We start from the raw sequence: 19,086 nt of genomic DNA, 5'->3' as shown, positions 1-19,086 counted from the left end.
AAATAGCGCCATTTACAATGAAAAGTCAGAGTACACGGTCAGCGATTTTTCAGTACTTGCCCAGTATTCAACTTTCTCAATGAGATCTTCGGCGTCAAAAGGTTTACTTAAGTAGTCATCCATTCCAGCGTTAACACAGCGTTCTTTATCGCCTTTCATCGCATTGGCGGTTAAGGCGATAATAGGAATATCTACGTATCTCGCGCCCGCCTCGCCACTTCGAATACGCTTGGTTGCCTCAAAACCGTCCATTTCAGGCATTTGACAGTCCATTAAAATAACATCAAACGTTACCTTCATTTTAGAAAGTGCTTCCAGCGCTTCAAGCCCTGATTTGGCACTTAAGGTAGTATGACCGGTCAAATGCTGCTTAACGATAACTTGGTTTATGTCATTGTCCTCAACAATAAGTACTTTATGTTTCTTACCTTTTGTTCGTTTCGCTGTTGATGGGGGATAAGATGGCTTAAGTAGGTCTTCGTCAGCTTTTTCTAGTTTTACTGTAAATGAAAAGGTGCTGCCATGCCCCTTAACGCTATCGAGCTTTATTTCACCGCCCATGAGCTCACAAAGCTGTTTGCTGATAGAGAGGCCAAGACCGGTTCCGCCGAATTTTCTGGTTGTAGTTAAGTCTTCTTGCGTAAAAACATCAAAGATTGTGCTTTGTTTATCTTGAGCAATACCAATGCCAGTGTCTTTTACACTGCACAAGAGACTAAGTGTGTCATCAGCATTTTGCTTAATACTTGTCGTCACTTCAATGTGGCCTTCATCGGTAAATTTCACCGCATTGCCAAGTAAGTTGGACAGGATTTGTCGGAAGCGAACATCATCGCCTTGAACTACATGAAACCCTTGAAGATCGAAGTGAAAATGCAGCGCTAATCCTTTTTCCTGACACAGAATAGCGTATTGGCTTTGCAAGTTTTCAAGTGACTCGAGTATGTCAAAGGGACTGCTTTCTATTTGCAATTGGCCAGCTTCGATTTTAGAGAAATCCAAAATGTCGTTTACGATATGAAGCAAACCTTGAATGCTAAATTTGGCAAGGGACAAGTAGTGCTTTTGCTCTTCACTTAACTCTGAACCTGCTAGCAATTGAAGAACACCGGAAATGCCGTGTATAGGGGTTCTAATTTCATGGCTCATACTCGCTAGGAAGCTAGATTTAAGGCGAGCAGACTCTTCCGCTTTTTCCCGTGCTTCTTCAAGATATTTTTCGGTCTGTCGCTGCTGTGTTACGTCTTGCTGGAAACCAATATAGTGAGTCACTTCCCCGTTTATTTTAACGGGGGTAAGGTTTAAGCGGTTGTAGAAGTGCGAACCGTCCTTTTTGGAATTAAGGACGGTAGTTTCAATAGGCTCACGAGTGGCAATGGCATTTCGAATGTCGTTGATGGCTTCCGAATTAGTCTCATTGCTTTGTAAAACTCGACAATTTTTTCCTATGATTTCATCGCGAGTAAACCCTGTTAAGGCTTCAAAAGCATTGTTGACATAAATAACAGGCTGTCCAATTCGCTTTATGTCGGAAATGATAATAGAAACGGTAGCTTCATCCATGGCGTGAGTAAGCACTTTGACGTGACTTTCAAGAGAGCGTTGTTCTGTCTCATCACTGCCAACAAAGATATCACCCCGGATGTTGCCGTTAGCATCCCAAAGTGACGTTTTGGTCCATTGGATATAAAGCTCTCTTCCTTCCTTAACTGAAAAGTGTTTGAGCTCTTTATTTTGAATGGATGCAAGTTTGTGAGTAATCGATTTCAGAATGCTTTTTTTATCGCCGTATTGACTATCGCAAAAATCGTCAAATCGTTTATTAGAAAGTAATATGTCGTTATTTTGATCGACAACAACAAGCATGTCGCCCATTGATTCTATAACGTTAGAAAACTGCTCGTTAGATAACGATACTTCGGTTAAGTCCCATATAAGCTTGTCAAAAGCATCGCGAATATCGGCGAGCTCTTTAGCCTCAACTTGTTTTTCTTCTACAAGAGGCTTCTTATCTTCGCTATTGAGCGTGTTTTTAATTCCTTGGTAGAGTTGAGAAAGTGTTCTTTCCGCTAGTGCACCTGTCATAGATACCATGTGCAGAATGATGAATACAAAGCCGGCAATCATGGTAACTAAGACAATGCCTGTCCAAGCAATCTCTCTGTAAGCCGTAATGGTGGGTTTTACGCTGTAAAGGTTGAGGTTTGCCCAACTCGCTTGTTTTGTTGCATAACCTTTGGTGTCGAAGTCAGAAAAATCTATTCCAGGCGCAATTAACGTGGGTTCGCTGCTGAACAAGACGTTACCTTCTTTGTCGGTAACAAGCTGGTTGGTTAGGCGCGGGTAGGGAGCCAAGAGAGACTGTAAACTATCTACGTACATTACCAGCGCGCCTTCAGCCACTCCTTGTAGTAAAACAGGCACACTAATTAACACGCCGTACTTTGATACTGAGGAAAAGGTGTTTGACGAGCCTAATGTTTGCTGTCGCCAGGCGTTGCTCAAAGACTCTGGCAGTGTTGCATTCCAGTTTTTGTCGATAATTCTTTTTCCGGCAAAATCAAAAAGCGCAAACTCCACGCTCTCAGCCTGGGTTAAATTTAAAGAGCGAAAGAACATGGGTAGGTAGTTATCTCGCTGCTCGAGGTCTACCAGAGCATTAATGATAATATCATTCGCCGCTAAGTCGGCGAGTTGTCGAGTCGTGTCATTAACGATGTAGTTAATGTCTTGCTCAAGGCCATCTACCGATTGCTGTTGAAGTTTATCGGTTTGTTTAACAATAAAGTGAAAAGAGAGCCCAAATAAGGCAATCGATAGCACTGTTATCAACAATGCCAGTCGTGGGATCATGCTTGAAAGGAGAAGCGAGCGTAACCTCGTAGGCTCATTCAGCATTATTTTTGGCCTACCGTTACCAATTGACCTTTCTCATTATATTTAGTCATAAAATAATCCTTTGACCATAACGCATCATGCCTGTTTGCAGTAAAAGGAACATCATAGTTCTTTACTGCGCCCTCGATATTTTCCAGTGACTCAAGAGCATGTCGCAATTTATCAGTTTCTATACTATCAGCTTTATCGGCCGCCGCGGCAATTAAATGAATTAAATCATAGGCATGAGCCAATCCGGTGACGCCATCAATAGCGTGAATGTCGACAAGGCCGAATTTATCGTAGTAAGCATCTAAAAGCTTCTTGGCTTTGCTATTTTTCTGATGACTAAAATGGAACGTTTGGAGCACCGAAATATCGTAATCGCCCATTGGGTTCGCCAAAGCCGAAAAAAACTGCCCTGACGCTATGCCCCAATGTGATATTACAGGTAGAGAAGCTACATTTTGCTTCGCCATTTCATCAACTACAACAGCCCCTTCGGGCACATTGGTAACTAAGATAATGCCCTTAGCATCACTCGCCTTTATAGCTGCAATGTCTTCTGAAAAGTCTTTTTGTTGCCAGTTTATCCAATGGACAGAGGTAATTGTGACCCCATTTTCACTTGCTGCCTGATTGAGTGATTCCAGATTAGAGCGGCCCCATCCAGTGCGCTCTAGGACGAGTGCTACCTTCGATAGCCCTTTTTGCTTTGCGTGATCAATGAGCACGATGGCAGCCTCGGCGTCCCGAACGGAAACGCGAAAAACATTATTGGGTTCATACCCATTATCTACAATGGGAGTTCCGGCTGCCCAAGGTACTAACATCAATATGTTTTCGCTGTGTAAAATATCTATTTCAGCAAGCACAACGGGCGTGTGGACTCCACTGACAACGGCAAGTAGGTTAGGCATCTCAGCAAATTGTTGAATGTTGAATACGCCACGAGACGGATTTCCACGGTGGTCTTTGGCTACTATTTTTATTTTGCGACCGAGAATGCCGCCCGCAGCATTTATTTCATCAACAGCGAGTTCGACGCCTCGCGTGATAGCTAATCCTCCTTCCACAGCAACTGCAGATAAGTCAGCATCAATACCAATCACTAAAGGCTCTGCTGACGCGAAAGCGCGACATGAAATTAACAGAGATGAAAGGCAAAAGAATGCCGAAATAAGAAGTTTTGAACGCATAAAAATAATACTCAAATCATTACCTCAAAAGTGTATAGCAATGCGCTCTTACTTTTTTCGGAATCGTATTATTCTTTAGTATAAATTTAGTGTGGCGGATAAACCGATAAAACAGCACCAACTCTGTATTGAAACGTTAAGAGGGTAAATGTGGCATGATTCTACTATTAATGCTTATTAGTATTATGTTATCTCTTTGTTAACAATGCAGGTGCGTAAAGAAGTTAAGTGGTAATAATACGCCCAGTGTATTTTTTGCCAACATAATTAATAGTGTTTGACAGTGTTGCAAGCATTGATAAACGGTAGTTTGGAGTTCGAGTGCGAAAAATAACCCTGCCAACAATAATCGATATTGAAGCAAGCGGTTTTGGTGCAGCAAGTTATCCCATTGAAATTGGTATAGTGCGCTATGATGGTGCAAAGTGGTGCAAATTACTCAGACCTTTCGCCTCTTGGGTACATTGGGACAAAGAGGCTGAATCGCTGCATGGTATATCACAGCAGATGCTGCAAGCGAGGGGGGAAGAGCCGTTAACCGTTTGTATGGAATTAAACAATTTCTTAGGGAATACGGTTGTTTATAGCGATGGCTGGGTAGTAGACAACCCGTGGCTGATTAAATTGTTCGCTGCTGCTCAGGTGGAGATGTCTTTCACATGTCGAGCGCTTGACTATATTTTGAGCGAGGCGCAAATGGAAAAGTGGCACGAAGTGAAAAATAGTTTAAATGCTGAGTTTGATGTAAAGCGACATAGAGCGAGTTCAGATGCAATGATAATTCAGCAAACCTATGCAAAAACCCTAGAACTTGCTAGAACATAATCCGTGGTTTAAAAGAGATAATTGACACCAAGTGATAGCGCCATATTTTCCTCTTCACCCACCTGCCGGTGCTCGATTTCAACAGCCATGTTTAAACCATCTCCACCGCCAAGAAGCCAGCCCAACCGGGTAAACGTACCCTCGTCATGGGGCAGATAGAGCCACTCAGCGTAATGTTGAAAAGCCGTATTGTTGGTCTTGTAGGTAGCATAAAGTTTTTGTGGAACCCAAGTATCGAAGCGTCGACTGGCGCTAATCATTCCCTGGGAACCGGCAGGGTAGGTAAAACTGCTGTCATAATAATGTGTTTCAGTAATCGATTGAACGCGATACATACTGTTAAGCTGCCATCGTGTAAGTTTTTTACTTTTAAATTGAATGGGATTGAAGTGGGCGTCAGATGTTTGTGCTGATACCGGCATTATTATCAATGCTAATGCAATGCATAAAACGGAAGAAATACCGGTAACGACATTCATAGAAGCACCTAAGTGTAAATTGTCACTGCATGCGTAGAACGTTATCGACAAGCGGTGATATCAATAAACAAACGAACATTTTTTAATCATAGGCTAAATGCTGGGGCTTGAAAACAGAAAGCGTGATTTTTTATTCTGCACCTACGATAACGCTACTTATATAAAAACGCCGCCGATTGAAAGTATCATTCGGCGGCGCTTCAACAGAGCTGTAGGCCCTTTATTTTTAAACAGAGGCTTTAAGTGCTTCCGCTTTATCCGTTGCTTCCCATGGGAATTCATCACGACCAAAGTGACCGTACGCAGCAGTTGGGCGGTAAATAGGGCGCTCTAGGTCAAGCATTTGAATAAGACCATACGGGCGTAAATCAAAGTGTTCGCGCACTAGTGCAACGAGTGTTTTCTCATCAACAACGCCAGTACCAAAGGTATCGATGCTGATAGACGTTGGCTCTGCAACACCAATTGCATAAGACACTTGAATTTCACAGCGCTTAGCAAGGCCCGCGGCAACAATGTTCTTAGCAACATAACGGCCCGCGTATGCTGCGCTGCGGTCTACCTTTGATGGATCTTTACCTGAGAACGCGCCGCCGCCGTGTCTGGCCATACCGCCGTATGTATCTACGATAATTTTACGACCTGTTAAGCCGCAGTCACCCATTGGACCACCGATTACGAATCGACCCGTTGGGTTGATGTGAAAGCGTGTATTTGTGTCAATCCACTCGCTTGGAAGCACAGGCTTGATAATTTCTTCCATTACCGCTTCACGTACTGTTTCAGTGCTTACTGAATCACAGTGCTGAGTTGAAAGTACAACGGCATCAATGCCAACCGGCTTATTGTTTTCATACTTGAAAGTAATCTGGCTTTTCGCGTCTGGGCGAAGCCAGTCAAGCTTGCCAGACTTACGTACTTCAGCTTGTTTTTGAACAAGGCGGTGAGAGTAAGTAATTGGCGCAGGCATTAGTACGTCAGTTTCATCGCTTGCATAGCCAAACATTAGGCCTTGGTCACCTGCACCTTGCTCTTCTAAGCTTTCGCGGTCAACGCCTTGGTTGATGTCAGGAGACTGTTTACCAATAGCATTTAATACAGCACATGAATCGGCGTCAAAGCCCATGTCAGAATGCGTATAGCCAATCTCTTTTACTGTCTTTCGGGTAAGTTCTTCGATATCTACCCAAGCTGAGGTAGTGACTTCACCACCTACTAAAACCATACCGGTTTTTACATACGTTTCGCAGGCCACCCGAGCGCGAGGATCTTGCTCTAAAATTGCGTCAAGAACCGCATCTGAGATCTGATCAGCAATTTTGTCCGGATGTCCTTCAGACACTGACTCGGATGTGAATAAATGCGTGGCCATAAATGCTCCGTAAGCGTTAAATTATCAAAATAGTCGTATATTGTACTAAAACAAGTTATAAATACCAGTCTTTACTTCTAGACGTCTAAAAGTCTCTTTGTTACGAAATGTTGACAAAACCCGATCAGTATCAGGGTTATTTCTATAGAATAAAAAGACTTAGGCAAAGATAAGAGGGTTTTCATTACCGTGCTAATACGCATCGGTGAGCGTATAGACCATTTTTTACTATTACTTTCGCTATTGGCAATGAAAACTCATTGAACTGTTAGGTGGCATAGGTAAGAATAACGCCACATTCAATCGTATAAAGAAGTAGAGCAAACGCCATATCTCTACGCTCGTCTAGCTCAGCTAGCCCGCTGTGATACGAAACAAAAGATACAAAATAAATCAGGAGACAACATGCCCTCTCGTCGTGAACTCGCCAATGCTATCCGTGCACTAAGCATGGATGCTGTTCAACAAGCTAAATCAGGTCACCCAGGCGCCCCTATGGGGATGGCTGATATTGCGCAGGTACTATGGGGTGATTTCTTATCTCACAATCCTGCTAACCCGTCTTGGGCTAACCGCGATCGCTTTGTACTTTCAAATGGTCACGGCTCGATGCTGTTGTATTCTCTACTTCATCTTTCAGGCTACGAACTGCCAATTGAAGAACTAAAGAACTTCCGCCAGCTACACTCTAAAACACCAGGGCACCCAGAATATGGCTATGCACCAGGTGTTGAAACCACCACAGGTCCACTTGGCCAAGGTATTAGTAATGCTGTAGGTATGGCGCTTGCTGAAAAAGTATTGGCGGCACAATTTAACCGCGACGGTCACAACATTGTTGACCATCACACCTACGCATTCTTAGGCGATGGCTGCTTGATGGAAGGTATCTCACACGAGACGTGTTCACTCGCCGGTACACTTGGCCTGGGTAAGCTTATCGCATTTTGGGATGACAACGGCATTTCAATTGACGGTGAAGTAGAAGGCTGGTTCACCGACGACACTCCTGCGCGCTTCAAGAGCTACGGTTGGGAAGTGATCGATGGTGTTGACGGTCACGATGCTGAGCAAGTAAAAGCTGCCATTGAGAAGGCACAGGCGAATACTGCGCAACCTACGCTTATTTGTTGTAAAACCACCATTGGTTTCGGCTCGCCTAATAAAGAAGGTACCGAGTCTTGTCACGGTGCACCACTAGGTGAGGACGAAATTGTCGCTACTCGCGAGAAGCTTGGCTGGAGCCATGGCGCGTTCGAAATTCCAGACGATATTTACGCGGGTTGGGATGCTAAAGAGAAAGGTTCAAACGCGGAAAGCGCGTGGAATGACGCTTTCGCAGCATACGAAGCCGCCTACCCAGAGCTTGCAGCAGAATTCAAACGCCGTGTAAATGGCGAGTTGCCAGCAGATTTCAGCGACAAAGCAGACGCTATCATCGCTGAACTTCAAGCTAACCCACAAAATATCGCGTCACGTAAAGCGTCGCAAAATGCATTAAACGCGTTTGGTCCGTTACTTCCTGAGCTATTAGGCGGCTCTGCCGACCTTGCTGGTTCTAACCTTACCATCTGGGAAGGCAGCAAAGGCGTTGAAGCAAACGATGCATCAGGTAACTACATTTATTACGGTGTACGTGAATTTGGTATGTCGGCCATGATGAATGGTATTGCCCTTCACGGTGGCTTTAAGGCATACGGTGCAACCTTCCTAATGTTTATGGAATATGCACGTAATGCGGTACGTATGGCCGCACTAATGAAGCAGCCTGCAATTTTCGTTTACACCCACGATTCAATTGGTCTAGGTGAAGACGGCCCAACACACCAGCCAGTAGAGCAGGTGGTTGCGCTACGTGCGACGCCTAACCTTGATAACTGGCGCCCTTGTGATCAGGTTGAGTCCGCTGTGTCGTGGAAGTCTGCTATTGAGCGCACTGACGGCCCAACAACGTTGATCTTCACGCGTCAAGGCTTAGCGCAGCAAGAAAGAACGGCTCAACAAGTTGCTGATATCGCGAAAGGCGGTTACGTACTTAAAGACTGTGAAGGTACGCCAGAGCTTATTCTTATTGGTACCGGTTCTGAGGTTCAGCTAGCCGTTGAAGCCGCAGCGAAACTAACCGAGCAGGGTAAGGCTGTTCGCGTAGTGTCTATGCCATCTACTGACGTTTTCGACCGTCAGTCGGCTGAGTACCGCGAAAGTGTACTGCCTTCTAGCGTAGTTAAACGTGTAGCGGTTGAAGCCTTGTCAAAAGACAGCTGGTACAAGTACGTTGGCTTTAATGGCGCTATCGTAGGCATGGACACCTTTGGTGAATCTGCACCTGCGGGCGACTTGTTTAAGCACTTCAATATTACCACTGACGCTGTAGTAGAGGCTGCACTGTCTCTGTAAGAGGTAATAGATAAGCCTATGGTAAACATTGCCATAAATGGGTTTGGTCGTATTGGTCGCAACGTGTTGCGCGCGCTATATGAAAGTGGGCGCAACAACGAGTTTAACGTGGTGGCCATTAACGACATTGCAAAACCTGAAGGCATTGCACATCTACTTAAATACGATACCGCCCACGGGCGGTTCCGTTTTGATGTGGCCTTAGAAAACAACACGCTTAATGTCGCAGGCGACGATATCACTCTGCTTGCAATCAGTGATATCAAAGACCTGCCGTGGAAAGACTTAGGCGTTGATATTGTGCTTGAGTGTACCGGTAAGTTTGATGATAGAGCGTCGGGACAAGCGCATTTAGAAGCAGGCGCTGGCAAGGTGCTTTTCTCATCACCCGGTTCACCAGATTTAGACAATACGGTCATTTTTGGTACTAACGAAGACACGTTGACCAGTGAACAAAAATTAGTCTCTAACGGCTCTTGTACCACAAACTGCATTGTTCCTGTCATCCAAGCATTAGACGCTGCGTTTGGTGTTGAAAGCGGCACGATCACAACAATTCATGCCTCTATGCATGACCAACAGGTTATCGACGCCTATCACGAAGATTTGCGCAGAACCCGTGCTGCAAGTCAGTCGATTATCCCCGTTGATACACGCCTTGCTGCTGGTATAGAGCGCATTCTGCCTAAGTTTGCGGGTAAGTTCGAAGCCATTGCGGTTCGGGTGCCCACTATCAATGTTACTGCCATGGATTTAAGCGTAACGCTTCAGTCTAAGGTAACGATTGAACAGGTGAACCAAGCCCTTCGCAATGCAAAAGCGGGGCGTTTACAGGGTATTTTGGATTACACTGAAGAGCCATTGGTGTCGGTAGATTTCAATCACGACCCACACTCGTGTATTGTAGATGGCACACAAACAAGAGTCAGTCACAAACAACTGGTTAAAACACTGGTGTGGTGTGACAACGAATGGGGTTTTGCAAACCGTATGCTCGACACAGCAAAAGTGATGTTCGACGCAAAATAACGCATTGATGCTGCCAGGGCTGGTGGCACCAGCTCGCGCAGCTTTCACAGTTAATTTGAGTGTGTTTTATCATTCAGACACGCTCTACTGAATTTAAATTAACATAGGAAAGACGATGGCAATTCCAAGCATGAGCGATATGGCTTTAAAAGGTCAGCGCGTATTAATTAGACAAGATTTAAACGTGCCGGTAAAAGACGGCAAAGTAACCTCAGATGCGCGTATCAAAGCATCAATTCCTACTATTAAAGCAGCCCTAGACGCTGGTGCGGCAGTTATGGTGATGTCTCACCTTGGCCGTCCTACTGAAGGCGAGCCTGCTGATGAGTTCTCACTTCAACCTGTTGTTGATTACCTTAACGACGCCCTAGATGTGCCGGTTAAGCTTGTAAAAGATTACCTAGACGGTGTTGAGCTCGCAGATGGCGAATTAGTCATTCTTGAAAACGTTCGTTTTAATAAAGGTGAAAAGAAAGACGACGAAACGTTAGCAAAACAGTACGCAGCACTTTGCGATATCTTTGTTATGGATGCGTTCGGTACAGCTCACCGCGCACAAGCGTCTACTCATGGCGTTGCTAAATTCGCTCCGAAAGCCTGCGCTGGCCCATTACTTGCTGCAGAATTAGACGCACTGGGCAAAGCCTTGGATAACCCTAAGCGCCCAATGGTTGCCATAGTGGGTGGCTCTAAAGTATCAACCAAGCTTACCGTACTAAAAACGCTTGCTGAAAAAGTAGATCAGCTAATTGTAGGCGGCGGTATTGCAAATACCTTTATTGCGGCACAGGGCCACAATGTAGGTAAGTCTCTGGTAGAAATGGATTTAACCGAACAAGCCACGCAGCTTATGAACGAAGCGCAGGCGAATGGCGGCAATATTCCAGTGCCAACAGATGTTGTAGTGGGTAAAGCGTTTGATGAGAACACCGAAGCTACGCTAAAAGTAGTGAGTGACGTTGCTGACGACGATATGATTTTTGATATCGGCCCAGACTCATCCAAGGCGTTAGAAGACATTATTAAAAACGCAGGAACTATCGTATGGAATGGTCCTGTAGGCGTATTTGAATTCAAGCAGTTCAGTGCCGGTACGAAAGCGCTGTCCGAAGCGATTGCGGCAAGCGACGCATTCTCAATCGCAGGTGGTGGTGATACACTAGCAGCAGTTGATAAATACGGAATTGCCGATAAGGTTTCTTATATTTCAACAGGTGGTGGCGCGTTCCTAGAATTCTTGGAAGGTAAAACACTACCAGCGGTAGCAGTACTAGAAGAAAAAAATAAATAAGCCTAAGCGCTGCGTAGAAACGCAGTGCGTACAAGCTCTCGATAGCTAAGGCCTAGTGCAAATGTTGCCCCATTGTGTGTCACGCTCAGTAACAGCATTTTTGAGCGTGACCCTATAATCGGAAACGATTACCCCAGCGAAACAGTGACGTCCGCTGGCATAAATACCAATTTTATTACAGATGTGTTTATTTAAGATGCAGGCATGCCACGTCTGAGACAAACAGATCTTTAATAGAATTGGTATAACAATAAACCCTACACCTGTCTACTAAGGCAGTAATATACAAAAGGAGTGTTGCAATGGCATCACAAGCTCAGCAGGCAATGCTGGATAAACTGAAAACACAAACCGGTTTTATTGCAGCGTTAGATCAAAGCGGCGGTAGTACCCCTAAAGCGTTACGCTTATACGGCATCGAAGAATCTGAATATAGCTCAGATGAAGAGATGTTTAACCTTGTTCATGAAATGCGTACGCGCATTATCACCAGCACCCCTTTCAGCGGCGAGCGCGTTCTTGGCGCAATCTTATTTGAAAACACCCTTGATAGAGAAATTGAAGGTATGCCTACTGCTCACTTTTTGTGGCAGAAAAAGCGTGTTATTCCTTTCTTAAAGGTTGATAAAGGGTTGGCAGAAGAAAGTAACGGCGTGCAGGTAATGAAGCCCATGCCTGGTCTTGATGCATTGCTCGCTAAAGCAGTAGCGCAAGACGTGTTTGGCACTAAGATGCGTAGTGTTGTTAAGCTTGCCAATCACCAAGGTATTAAAGATGTTGTTGCTCAGCAATTTGAAGTGGGTAAGCAAATTTTAGCAGCGGGCCTTGTTCCAATCATTGAGCCAGAAGTGGATATTCACAGCCCACAAAAAGCGGAAGCTGAAGCGCTACTTAAGTTAGAGATTTTAACTCAGCTTAACCTTCTTAGCGAAGGCCAGGAAGTTATGCTTAAGCTAACGCTTCCAACAGAAGCTAATTTCTACAAAGAGCTTGTTGATCACCCTCGCGTACTTAAAGTAGTGGCGCTTTCTGGCGGCTATAGCCGTGAAGAAGCAAACGCGAAACTGGCAGAAAACCAAGGCATGATTGCGAGTTTCTCTCGCGCATTAACTGAAGGCGTTTCTGCAAAGCAGTCTCAAGAAGAGTTTGAAGCAACGCTAGATACTGCAATTGAAGGTATATACCAAGCGTCTAAAGCTTAATTTTCTCTTTTTAAATTGATTGTAAAGAGCGCCTAATGGCGCTCTTTTAGTTATGCGTTCCGTTTACTTAGGGTGACACCTTTATCTTGGTAACTACACCTTATAGCTCGCCATTACCTTTATCATTAACCTAATAAGCTCGTCTTAGCAATTCCTAAAAAAGGCGAATCTCTACGGGATTAGTGCCTTAAGTAACAACTCTATATGTGGCTATAAAATACGCCCGCCCACAACACGCAGGCAATAACGATGGATAGAAAAACGCCTGCTGATGCTAAGTCTTTTGCTAACCCTGATAGTGCATGAAACTCTGTACCTATTCTGTCGACGGTGACTTCAATGGCCGTATTGATGATTTCCGCAAATAAAATGAAAAAAATGGAAGACATTAAAATTGCACGTTCAAGAAAAGGAATTGACCAAAACGCAAGAACCACGAATGCCACAGCGGCTAGACTGAGTTCTTGTTTAAATGCAGCTTCGTTCTTAGTAAGCCAGCTAAATGCTCGAAGTGAATTCTTTAGAGCCTTAAATACTCGAAGCAGGCCTTTTGGCTTGTTACTTGGGTCGAAGTGCGCGGTGGTACTTACCACACAGTTTGATTCATTTAGGCTTCGCATTGTTTAAAGATATCCATAGTAGGTTGGTAAGTAATACTCTTTACACTTGATAAACCAAGTAGCGTGTCAAACAAGTTGTCTTGAGAGTAAGGGTGGTTGGCTAGGTTTTTAATACAATTTCGGTAGCCTGAATCTTCAAACTTCGACGCCCAAAAAAGCATAGGAATGTGAGTTTGTTCTTGCGGTGCAATTTGATAAGGGAATCCATGCAGGTAGAGTCCTTTTTCACCCAAAGATTCACCGTGATCAGACAGATACAGCATGGAAGCGTTTGGCACATTTTTTAAGGTATTAACAATCTCTCCAAGTACATAGTCAGTGTACGCAATGGTATTGTCATACGTGTTGATAAGCGCCTGCGAATCACAGTTTTGAATATCACTTCTAGGGCAGTCGGGAGAGAATTTGGCAAATTCAGCGGGGTATCTTCGATAGTAGGTAGGGCCGTGAGAGCCTATCATATGAAGAACAATAACCCTGTTACTTGTCGCAGGTGATGACAAAACGTCCTTCAAAAGCTCGTTGAGTAAAACATCGTAGCAAAAATCACCGTCACATAAACTAGGGTCTCGGGATGGGTCAAATGCAATAGTTTCAACTCTTTTGCACACCCCCTTGCAGCTACTATTATTGTCTATCCATGTCACATCAGCGCCAGCCCGATGTATGATATCAAGCACATTATCCTGACTTTCCGCAATGCGAACATCATAGCTTTGCCTTGAAAGTCGAGAAAACATACAGGGTACTGACACCGCAGTAGCGGTCCCGCATGAGGTCACGTCGTTGAAACTTACCGCGCCTATGTCTTTCATAAAGGGCGTGGTGTTTCTGCTATAGCCATTACTGGCAAACTTGTCTGCCCTTGCTGTTTCTCCTACAACCATTACAGTCGTAGAAGGCAAAGCGTTGTTTCTATTTATTATAGAAGGTGTCTTGTCCAGTACCTTGTAAGGAAGTGGCGGATAAAAGTAGGTGTCTCTGAGATATTTGTAGCCAGAATCGTAAAATGCATAAGGGATAATATACTTGGCCAAATCTTTATTATTTCTACCCACCGCAGCGTAGTCTTTATAAAGGCCAGCAGCGATAACGATTATTCCAACCACTGCTAATACGTTGAGCTTAAGTAAGTGCTTAACTCTAGCAACTAATTTTCCATTAATTTCCTGATTAAAGACGGCAACAACGGGCACCAATCCTAACAAGAAGAAAAAGAGTAAAAGCGTTGAGTTTAGATAGGCAAATGCTTCACCAGAATTGGTCTCCATCACATTTTGAATCATACTCTTATCAAATATCACGCCGTAAGCGACCGTACCGTATAAAAGAAGTGAACTGACTAACAGTGTCACTGCCACCGTCAATCTTGGCAAAAGAATGGCGCCTAATAGGCTAAGGGCGATAATATTGAAAAAGGTAAGCAGCAATGGAACGGACAGAAAAAATATCCACTGGCCTACTGTAGTTGGCGACGCAGCGTGATAGACATTTGAAATAAAAGGGAAGTTGAAAACCAGCGTTATTAAGACTGATGCTATAAAAACAAAATTGGCTAATGAAGGGTTTAAATTTAACGAACGTGGAAATTTCAAAGTCAGTTCTCTTGTGTACTACTTGCAGCACAAGATAACTTTCAAAACTTAAATAAAGCTTAAGCAAAACTTTGGGATTAGCGTTAATGGAAATTTTTATCTAGAACCAGCAATTCCAGATGGTTTCCCATTGCAACCATTTGTTATAAATAGAGAAACGGCGTGCAGTTGCATAAAAAGTTTCCTAGGCCGTCACTTTCAATCGTTAATTAATTCAATATTATTCTCGCCTTCAGTCTATCTTAAGATTGAGATCATAACCTTAGCGATGATGTAAAATTGACTAATGAAATATGAGAATACTCCTTATAGAAGATTCATTGTCTCTGAGAAATAGTTTGAGCTTAGGTCTAGAGAAACTCGGCCATTCAGTTGACCTAGCGGCTACTGGACCTGATGGCTTGAGCATGGCGCTTCTTGGTAGCTATGACATCATTGTATTAGATCGCATGCTGCCAGAGCTTGATGGAATGGCTATTTTAAAAGCGCTAAGAAAGAGACGAATGGAGACTAAAGTACTTATTTTGTCTGCGCGAGCCGAACCAGCAGAAAGAGTAGAAGGTTTACTAGCAGGCGCCGATGATTACCTCTCTAAGCCTTTTTCATTTGAAGAGTTGTCAGCGCGACTTCTCAGTTTGATGAGACGGGGCGTAACAAACTGTATTAACGATCAAATTACTATTAATGGATTGATATTGGATATTCAGGCCAAGTCTTTTTTATTTGGAGAGCAGGCGATTAGTTTAACGCCGAATGAATATCGCATAGTAGAGTGCATGTTCCTAAACAAAGGCAAGGTCGTCACATCAGAAAAATTAAGTGAATTTATTTCCGGTAGTTATGACCATATCTCAAAAAATGCAATTGAAGCGCACCTCTCTTCAGCGCGAAAAAAAGTAAGGGCGTGTGGCGCTACACTCCCCATTAAAAGTAAGCGAGGATTTGGCTACGTCGTGGTGGAAGGCGATGAAGTCAATACGTAAAACCTTAACGCGACGCCTTTCTATCACTATTTCTTTGCTGGTGATTGTCGTTTTACTCGCCGCAGATATCGGAGTTGATACCTGGGTCCAAAGAGAATTTAACCAAGGTTTAAAAGCCAAAGTTGGCATGCTTCAAAGCTTAGTCAATGAAGATTTAGACGGCGTTGAGTTTGAGTTTGCTGGCGAGTATTTCCCTGAGTTCGAGGGTTCTTCTTCTCCAGAATACTTTCAATTGTGGTACAAAGGGCAGGTTTTCGAAAAGTCGGAATCCCTTGCACTATACACTGTCGACGAGCTGCCGTTTGAAAACTTAAGTTTAAACGAGGCGGTGATTAACGACATTACGCTGCCAGATGGTCGTTCTGGACGTATTATTCACACCAAATACGTGCCTCAAATTGACTCTGAAGACCGCGAAGCATTCTATAGCGTCAGAGGCGAAGAGCAGCGCGACCCCATGGTTATCGCATACGCAACTTCCACTGAACTGTTGAATTTTACTCTTTGGTTTATCGATATCGCATTTTTAGTGGCGCTTATTGTAATTCCGTTAATGGTAAGATTCGTCGTGCGCAACACGGTGTCTTACGCGTTGGCACCACTTGATGCATTGAACAACAATATAAAATTTCTTAGGTTTACTACCACAGATAAGCACGAAGCATTCTCAACAAATGTTTCAGAGCTAGAGCCAATCGTCAGTAGCTTGAACCATTTTATAAACGATAACTACGCCCTATACCTTAGAGAAAAAAGACTTACCTCTGACATTGCTCACGAACTTAAAACGCCAGTTTCCGAACTTATCAACCTGGCGGAAGTTGCCATGAAGTTTCCAGGAGAGGAGCGACTCGAAAAAGATTTTAAACCGCAGATTCTTCGCATTGGGATGCGAATGAAAAACATCATTTCCGGTTTGATGTTAATCCAAAAGCACAGTGCCAAGCAGACTCAATTAAACAACCTTATTAATATTGAAGAGCTCGTTGCTCAAGTTGTTGCAAGCAAAGCGGTAGATAATATTAATGTGGTTGCGAAAGAAAGGAGCGACGTGGTTATTCACTCTAACCGAATTGCGGTGGAGTCTATATTTAGCAACTTGTTAGACAACGCTATAGAGCATGGAAAGCATTGTGAGCCGATAAGCGTGTATATAGGCAAAACGCAATCAGGGCAGGCCCAAATAGAAGTGACAAATACAACGCATACTGAAATTGATGAAAGTGACTTAAGACATATGTTTGAACCCCTGTGGCAAAAGGATGCATCACGTACATCAGAGGACAACTTTGGCCTAGGGCTATCAATAGTGAGTGCATTGTGCGGTGCGATTGGGGCAGACGTGTCGGTTTATAAGTTGGATCACAACCAAATCTCTTTTTCTGTGACTTTCAAAAAGACCTCTTAAAAATACGTGCCGTTAAAATGTGTTTTTGCTTGCAGTAAAAAGATATGACGTACACTGCCACACTCAGGAATTCTGAGTTTGTTTGTAACAAATACGTGCAACCGGTTATTGCCTGCGTTTATTAGCAATGATGGTTCTTGTAAAAGGGCAGTTGCCTGTGTAGCATATCGCCGCAATTTTCTTTATATCATTGAATTTCTGGAATAATCATCGGTGAATAATCTTCAGTACATAAGGCAGTACAGCATATACGCACTCATTGCGTTATTGTTTACTTGCGTAACTGGACTTAAACAGGATTACAAGCCGATCACGTTCAAGCATCATTTTGATGCATCTATTTCAGAATATTCATTTGAATTTGATACTGAGGAAAGTGCACCGGAAGAGCCCGTCCCGCCACAAAATATTGCGCTGGATTACCATACGGACTTCTTCACGGATAACGCAAAACCACGTCCGCGTGGGCATTTCAAAACATCCCTTAACTACGCAACGCCGTTAACCCGAGCGCCGCCTATTGCTTAGTTTTTTAGGTTTAGCGGTTATTGGCTACCTAAAAAACACGTTAATTCGATATTCCTAACAACGCGCCAGCGCTTTGCTGGATGTTTTTGCGTGCTTAATTATCAGCGGTGAACCTATTTGCTGAAAGCGCGCTAGTGGCATGCTGTCTTTTTATAAGGCATGTCACGATTAGCCTTTTTATTACGAATTTACATTATGAGCAAAAAAGCACTTCTTGCAGTAAGCATTGTTTCCGCACTTTTAGGTGGTTGTGGACATGAAGAACATGCTGCGCATCACGAAAAACTTCAATTCAACGTTACTCATCCCATCGTACAAGACACAACGCTGGTAAAAGAGTACGTCAGTCAGATACGTGCCATTCAACATATTGAAGTTAGAGCTATGGAAAAAGGCTATCTTCAATCGACCTTTGTTGATGAGGGACAAACGGTAGAACGTGGTCAGCCCATGTTCAAAATAATGCCGAACGTATATGAAGCTGAACTACACCGCGCTGAAGCCGAGGCTAAAGCGGTCGAGATGGAGTACAAAAATACAAAGTCGCTTGTTGAGCAAAACATTGTTTCTCCTAACGAACTTGCCGTCATAGAAGCACAGCTTCAAAAAGCTCAGGCTGAAGTTGAACTGGCAAAGACTCACTTAGCATTCACAGATATCAAAGCGCCGTTCACAGGCAAAATGGACCGACTGGAAGCTCGAACAGGAAGTTTGCTTGATGAGGGTGAACTGCTCACCACGCTATCTGATATCAGCACCATGTGGGTGTATTTCAATGTACCTGAATCTGAGTATTTGAAATACGCTCAAAACAACCCGTCAAATAAGCAAACGCCAGTGCGATTAAAGCTTGCCGATGGCAGTATTTACGAGCACCAAGGCGTGATAGATGCCATTGAAGCTGATTTTGATAATCATACCGGTACCATTGAAATGCGTGCGTCTTTCCCTAACCCAGACCAACTGCTAAGACATGGGCAGACCGGAAATGTCATGGTGGATATTGCCTATCCGGATGCTTTAGTTATTCCTCAGAAAGCCACATTCGAAATTCTCGATCAAAGCTTTGTATATGTGCTGGATAGCGAGAACAAGTTAGCAACCCGCCACATTAACATCGCTGCAGAACTCCCTAACATCTATCTGGTTTCAGACGGACTAGCGCCGGACGACACTATTTTGATTGAAGGACTGCGAAGAGTCTCGAACGGCGATGAGATAGAGCCTGAACTTATTTCAGCCAGCGACACATTAGCTGAACTGTCACTGCACGCAGAATAA

Annotated in this window: 15 protein-coding genes; 9 read left to right on the top strand and 6 right to left on the bottom strand. The window is 43.9% G+C overall.

Annotated elements, in window-relative coordinates:
* Window positions 1-12: 12 nt before the first annotated feature.
* Together C6Y39_RS07385 and C6Y39_RS07380 are read right to left on the bottom strand one after the other, a co-directional pair.
* Window positions 13-2,898 carry an ATP-binding protein gene (locus C6Y39_RS07385; RefSeq protein ID WP_205664171.1) on the bottom strand — a complete coding sequence of 962 codons (2,886 nt, stop codon included), beginning with the start codon at window positions 2,896-2,898 and terminating at the stop codon, window positions 13-15.
* Window positions 2,898-4,076, bottom strand: a complete 1,179-nt coding sequence (locus tag C6Y39_RS07380; protein ID WP_105930840.1) for an ABC transporter substrate-binding protein — start codon at window positions 4,074-4,076, stop codon at window positions 2,898-2,900. The genes C6Y39_RS07385 and C6Y39_RS07380 overlap by 1 nt, the downstream gene beginning before the upstream one ends.
* Before the next feature lie 321 nt (window positions 4,077-4,397).
* On the opposite strand from C6Y39_RS07380, the gene C6Y39_RS07375 reads away from it, so the two are divergent.
* Complete coding sequence (locus tag C6Y39_RS07375; RefSeq protein WP_105930648.1) at window positions 4,398-4,901, top strand: 3'-5' exonuclease; 504 nt, start codon at window positions 4,398-4,400, stop codon at window positions 4,899-4,901.
* Window positions 4,902-4,909: 8 nt separating this feature from the next.
* Here the strand turns inward: C6Y39_RS07375 and C6Y39_RS07370 are convergent, their stop codons facing one another.
* Together C6Y39_RS07370 and metK are read right to left on the bottom strand one after the other, a co-directional pair.
* The gene (locus C6Y39_RS07370; RefSeq protein WP_105930647.1) at window positions 4,910-5,380 is read right to left on the bottom strand and encodes a hypothetical protein; all 471 of its coding nucleotides are present in this window, start codon (window positions 5,378-5,380) and stop codon (window positions 4,910-4,912) included.
* Window positions 5,381-5,606: 226 nt separating this feature from the next.
* Window positions 5,607-6,752, bottom strand: a complete 1,146-nt coding sequence (gene metK, locus C6Y39_RS07365) for a methionine adenosyltransferase (RefSeq protein WP_105930646.1) — start codon at window positions 6,750-6,752, stop codon at window positions 5,607-5,609.
* 405 nt (window positions 6,753-7,157) lie between these two features.
* On the opposite strand from metK, the gene tkt reads away from it, so the two are divergent.
* The 4 genes from tkt (at window position 7,158) to C6Y39_RS07345 (ending at window position 12,671) form a co-directional block, all read left to right on the top strand.
* Window positions 7,158-9,149: a transketolase gene (tkt, locus tag C6Y39_RS07360; RefSeq protein WP_105930645.1), complete on the top strand. Its 1,992-nt coding sequence runs from the start codon at window positions 7,158-7,160 to the stop codon at window positions 9,147-9,149.
* An 18-nt stretch (window positions 9,150-9,167) separates the two neighbouring features.
* Window positions 9,168-10,178: an erythrose-4-phosphate dehydrogenase gene (gene epd, locus C6Y39_RS07355; RefSeq protein ID WP_105930644.1), complete on the top strand. Its 1,011-nt coding sequence runs from the start codon at window positions 9,168-9,170 to the stop codon at window positions 10,176-10,178.
* A 115-nt stretch (window positions 10,179-10,293) separates the two neighbouring features.
* Complete coding sequence (locus C6Y39_RS07350; RefSeq protein WP_105930643.1) at window positions 10,294-11,469, top strand: phosphoglycerate kinase; 1,176 nt, start codon at window positions 10,294-10,296, stop codon at window positions 11,467-11,469.
* A 302-nt stretch (window positions 11,470-11,771) separates the two neighbouring features.
* Entirely contained in the window at window positions 11,772-12,671 is a 900-nt protein-coding gene (locus C6Y39_RS07345; protein ID WP_105930642.1) for a fructose bisphosphate aldolase, read from the top strand.
* 200 nt (window positions 12,672-12,871) lie between these two features.
* On the opposite strand, the gene C6Y39_RS07340 is transcribed toward C6Y39_RS07345, so the two are convergent.
* Window positions 12,872-13,291 (bottom strand): diacylglycerol kinase, encoded by a 420-nt coding sequence (locus C6Y39_RS07340; protein ID WP_105930641.1) that lies wholly within the window; start codon window positions 13,289-13,291, stop codon window positions 12,872-12,874.
* Window positions 13,279-14,886, bottom strand: a complete 1,608-nt coding sequence (locus C6Y39_RS07335) for a phosphoethanolamine transferase (RefSeq protein WP_105930640.1) — start codon at window positions 14,884-14,886, stop codon at window positions 13,279-13,281. The genes C6Y39_RS07340 and C6Y39_RS07335 overlap by 13 nt, the downstream gene beginning before the upstream one ends.
* Window positions 14,887-15,179: 293 nt before the next feature.
* Between C6Y39_RS07335 and C6Y39_RS07330 the strand changes: the two genes are divergently transcribed.
* The 4 genes from C6Y39_RS07330 to C6Y39_RS07315 all read left to right on the top strand — a co-directional run bounded on the left by C6Y39_RS07330 (window position 15,180) and on the right by C6Y39_RS07315 (window position 19,086).
* Window positions 15,180-15,869 (top strand): response regulator transcription factor, encoded by a 690-nt coding sequence (locus tag C6Y39_RS07330; RefSeq protein WP_105930639.1) that lies wholly within the window; start codon window positions 15,180-15,182, stop codon window positions 15,867-15,869.
* Window positions 15,853-17,277, top strand: a complete 1,425-nt coding sequence (locus C6Y39_RS07325) for a sensor histidine kinase (protein ID WP_105930638.1) — start codon at window positions 15,853-15,855, stop codon at window positions 17,275-17,277. Before C6Y39_RS07330 ends, C6Y39_RS07325 begins: the two co-directional genes overlap by 17 nt.
* Window positions 17,278-17,490: 213 nt before the next feature.
* Entirely contained in the window at window positions 17,491-17,805 is a 315-nt protein-coding gene (locus C6Y39_RS07320) for a hypothetical protein (protein WP_240618833.1), read from the top strand.
* A gap of 195 nt (window positions 17,806-18,000) precedes the next feature.
* Entirely contained in the window at window positions 18,001-19,086 is a 1,086-nt protein-coding gene (locus tag C6Y39_RS07315) for an efflux RND transporter periplasmic adaptor subunit (protein ID WP_105930637.1), read from the top strand.

The sequence above is a fragment of the Alteromonas gracilis genome (assembly GCF_002993325.1).
GTDB lineage: Bacteria > Pseudomonadota > Gammaproteobacteria > Enterobacterales > Alteromonadaceae > Alteromonas > Alteromonas gracilis.
Note: the sequence above shows the minus strand (reverse complement) of the source record. Positions and strands in the feature narration are given on the sequence as shown.

Coding starts and splice junctions, on each gene's coding strand:
- C6Y39_RS07385 (WP_205664171.1), bottom strand. CDS start 2,898: ATGCTGAATGAGCCTACGAGGTTACGCTCGCTTCTCCTTTCAAGCATG.
- C6Y39_RS07380 (WP_105930840.1), bottom strand. CDS start 4,076: ATGCGTTCAAAACTTCTTATTTCGGCATTCTTTTGCCTTTCATCTCTG.
- C6Y39_RS07370 (WP_105930647.1), bottom strand. CDS start 5,380: ATGAATGTCGTTACCGGTATTTCTTCCGTTTTATGCATTGCATTAGCA.
- metK (WP_105930646.1), bottom strand. CDS start 6,752: ATGGCCACGCATTTATTCACATCCGAGTCAGTGTCTGAAGGACATCCG.
- tkt (WP_105930645.1), top strand. CDS start 7,158: ATGCCCTCTCGTCGTGAACTCGCCAATGCTATCCGTGCACTAAGCATG.
- epd (WP_105930644.1), top strand. CDS start 9,168: ATGGTAAACATTGCCATAAATGGGTTTGGTCGTATTGGTCGCAACGTG.
- C6Y39_RS07350 (WP_105930643.1), top strand. CDS start 10,294: ATGGCAATTCCAAGCATGAGCGATATGGCTTTAAAAGGTCAGCGCGTA.
- C6Y39_RS07345 (WP_105930642.1), top strand. CDS start 11,772: ATGGCATCACAAGCTCAGCAGGCAATGCTGGATAAACTGAAAACACAA.
- C6Y39_RS07340 (WP_105930641.1), bottom strand. CDS start 13,291: ATGCGAAGCCTAAATGAATCAAACTGTGTGGTAAGTACCACCGCGCAC.
- C6Y39_RS07330 (WP_105930639.1), top strand. CDS start 15,180: ATGAGAATACTCCTTATAGAAGATTCATTGTCTCTGAGAAATAGTTTG.
- C6Y39_RS07325 (WP_105930638.1), top strand. CDS start 15,853: ATGAAGTCAATACGTAAAACCTTAACGCGACGCCTTTCTATCACTATT.
- C6Y39_RS07315 (WP_105930637.1), top strand. CDS start 18,001: ATGAGCAAAAAAGCACTTCTTGCAGTAAGCATTGTTTCCGCACTTTTA.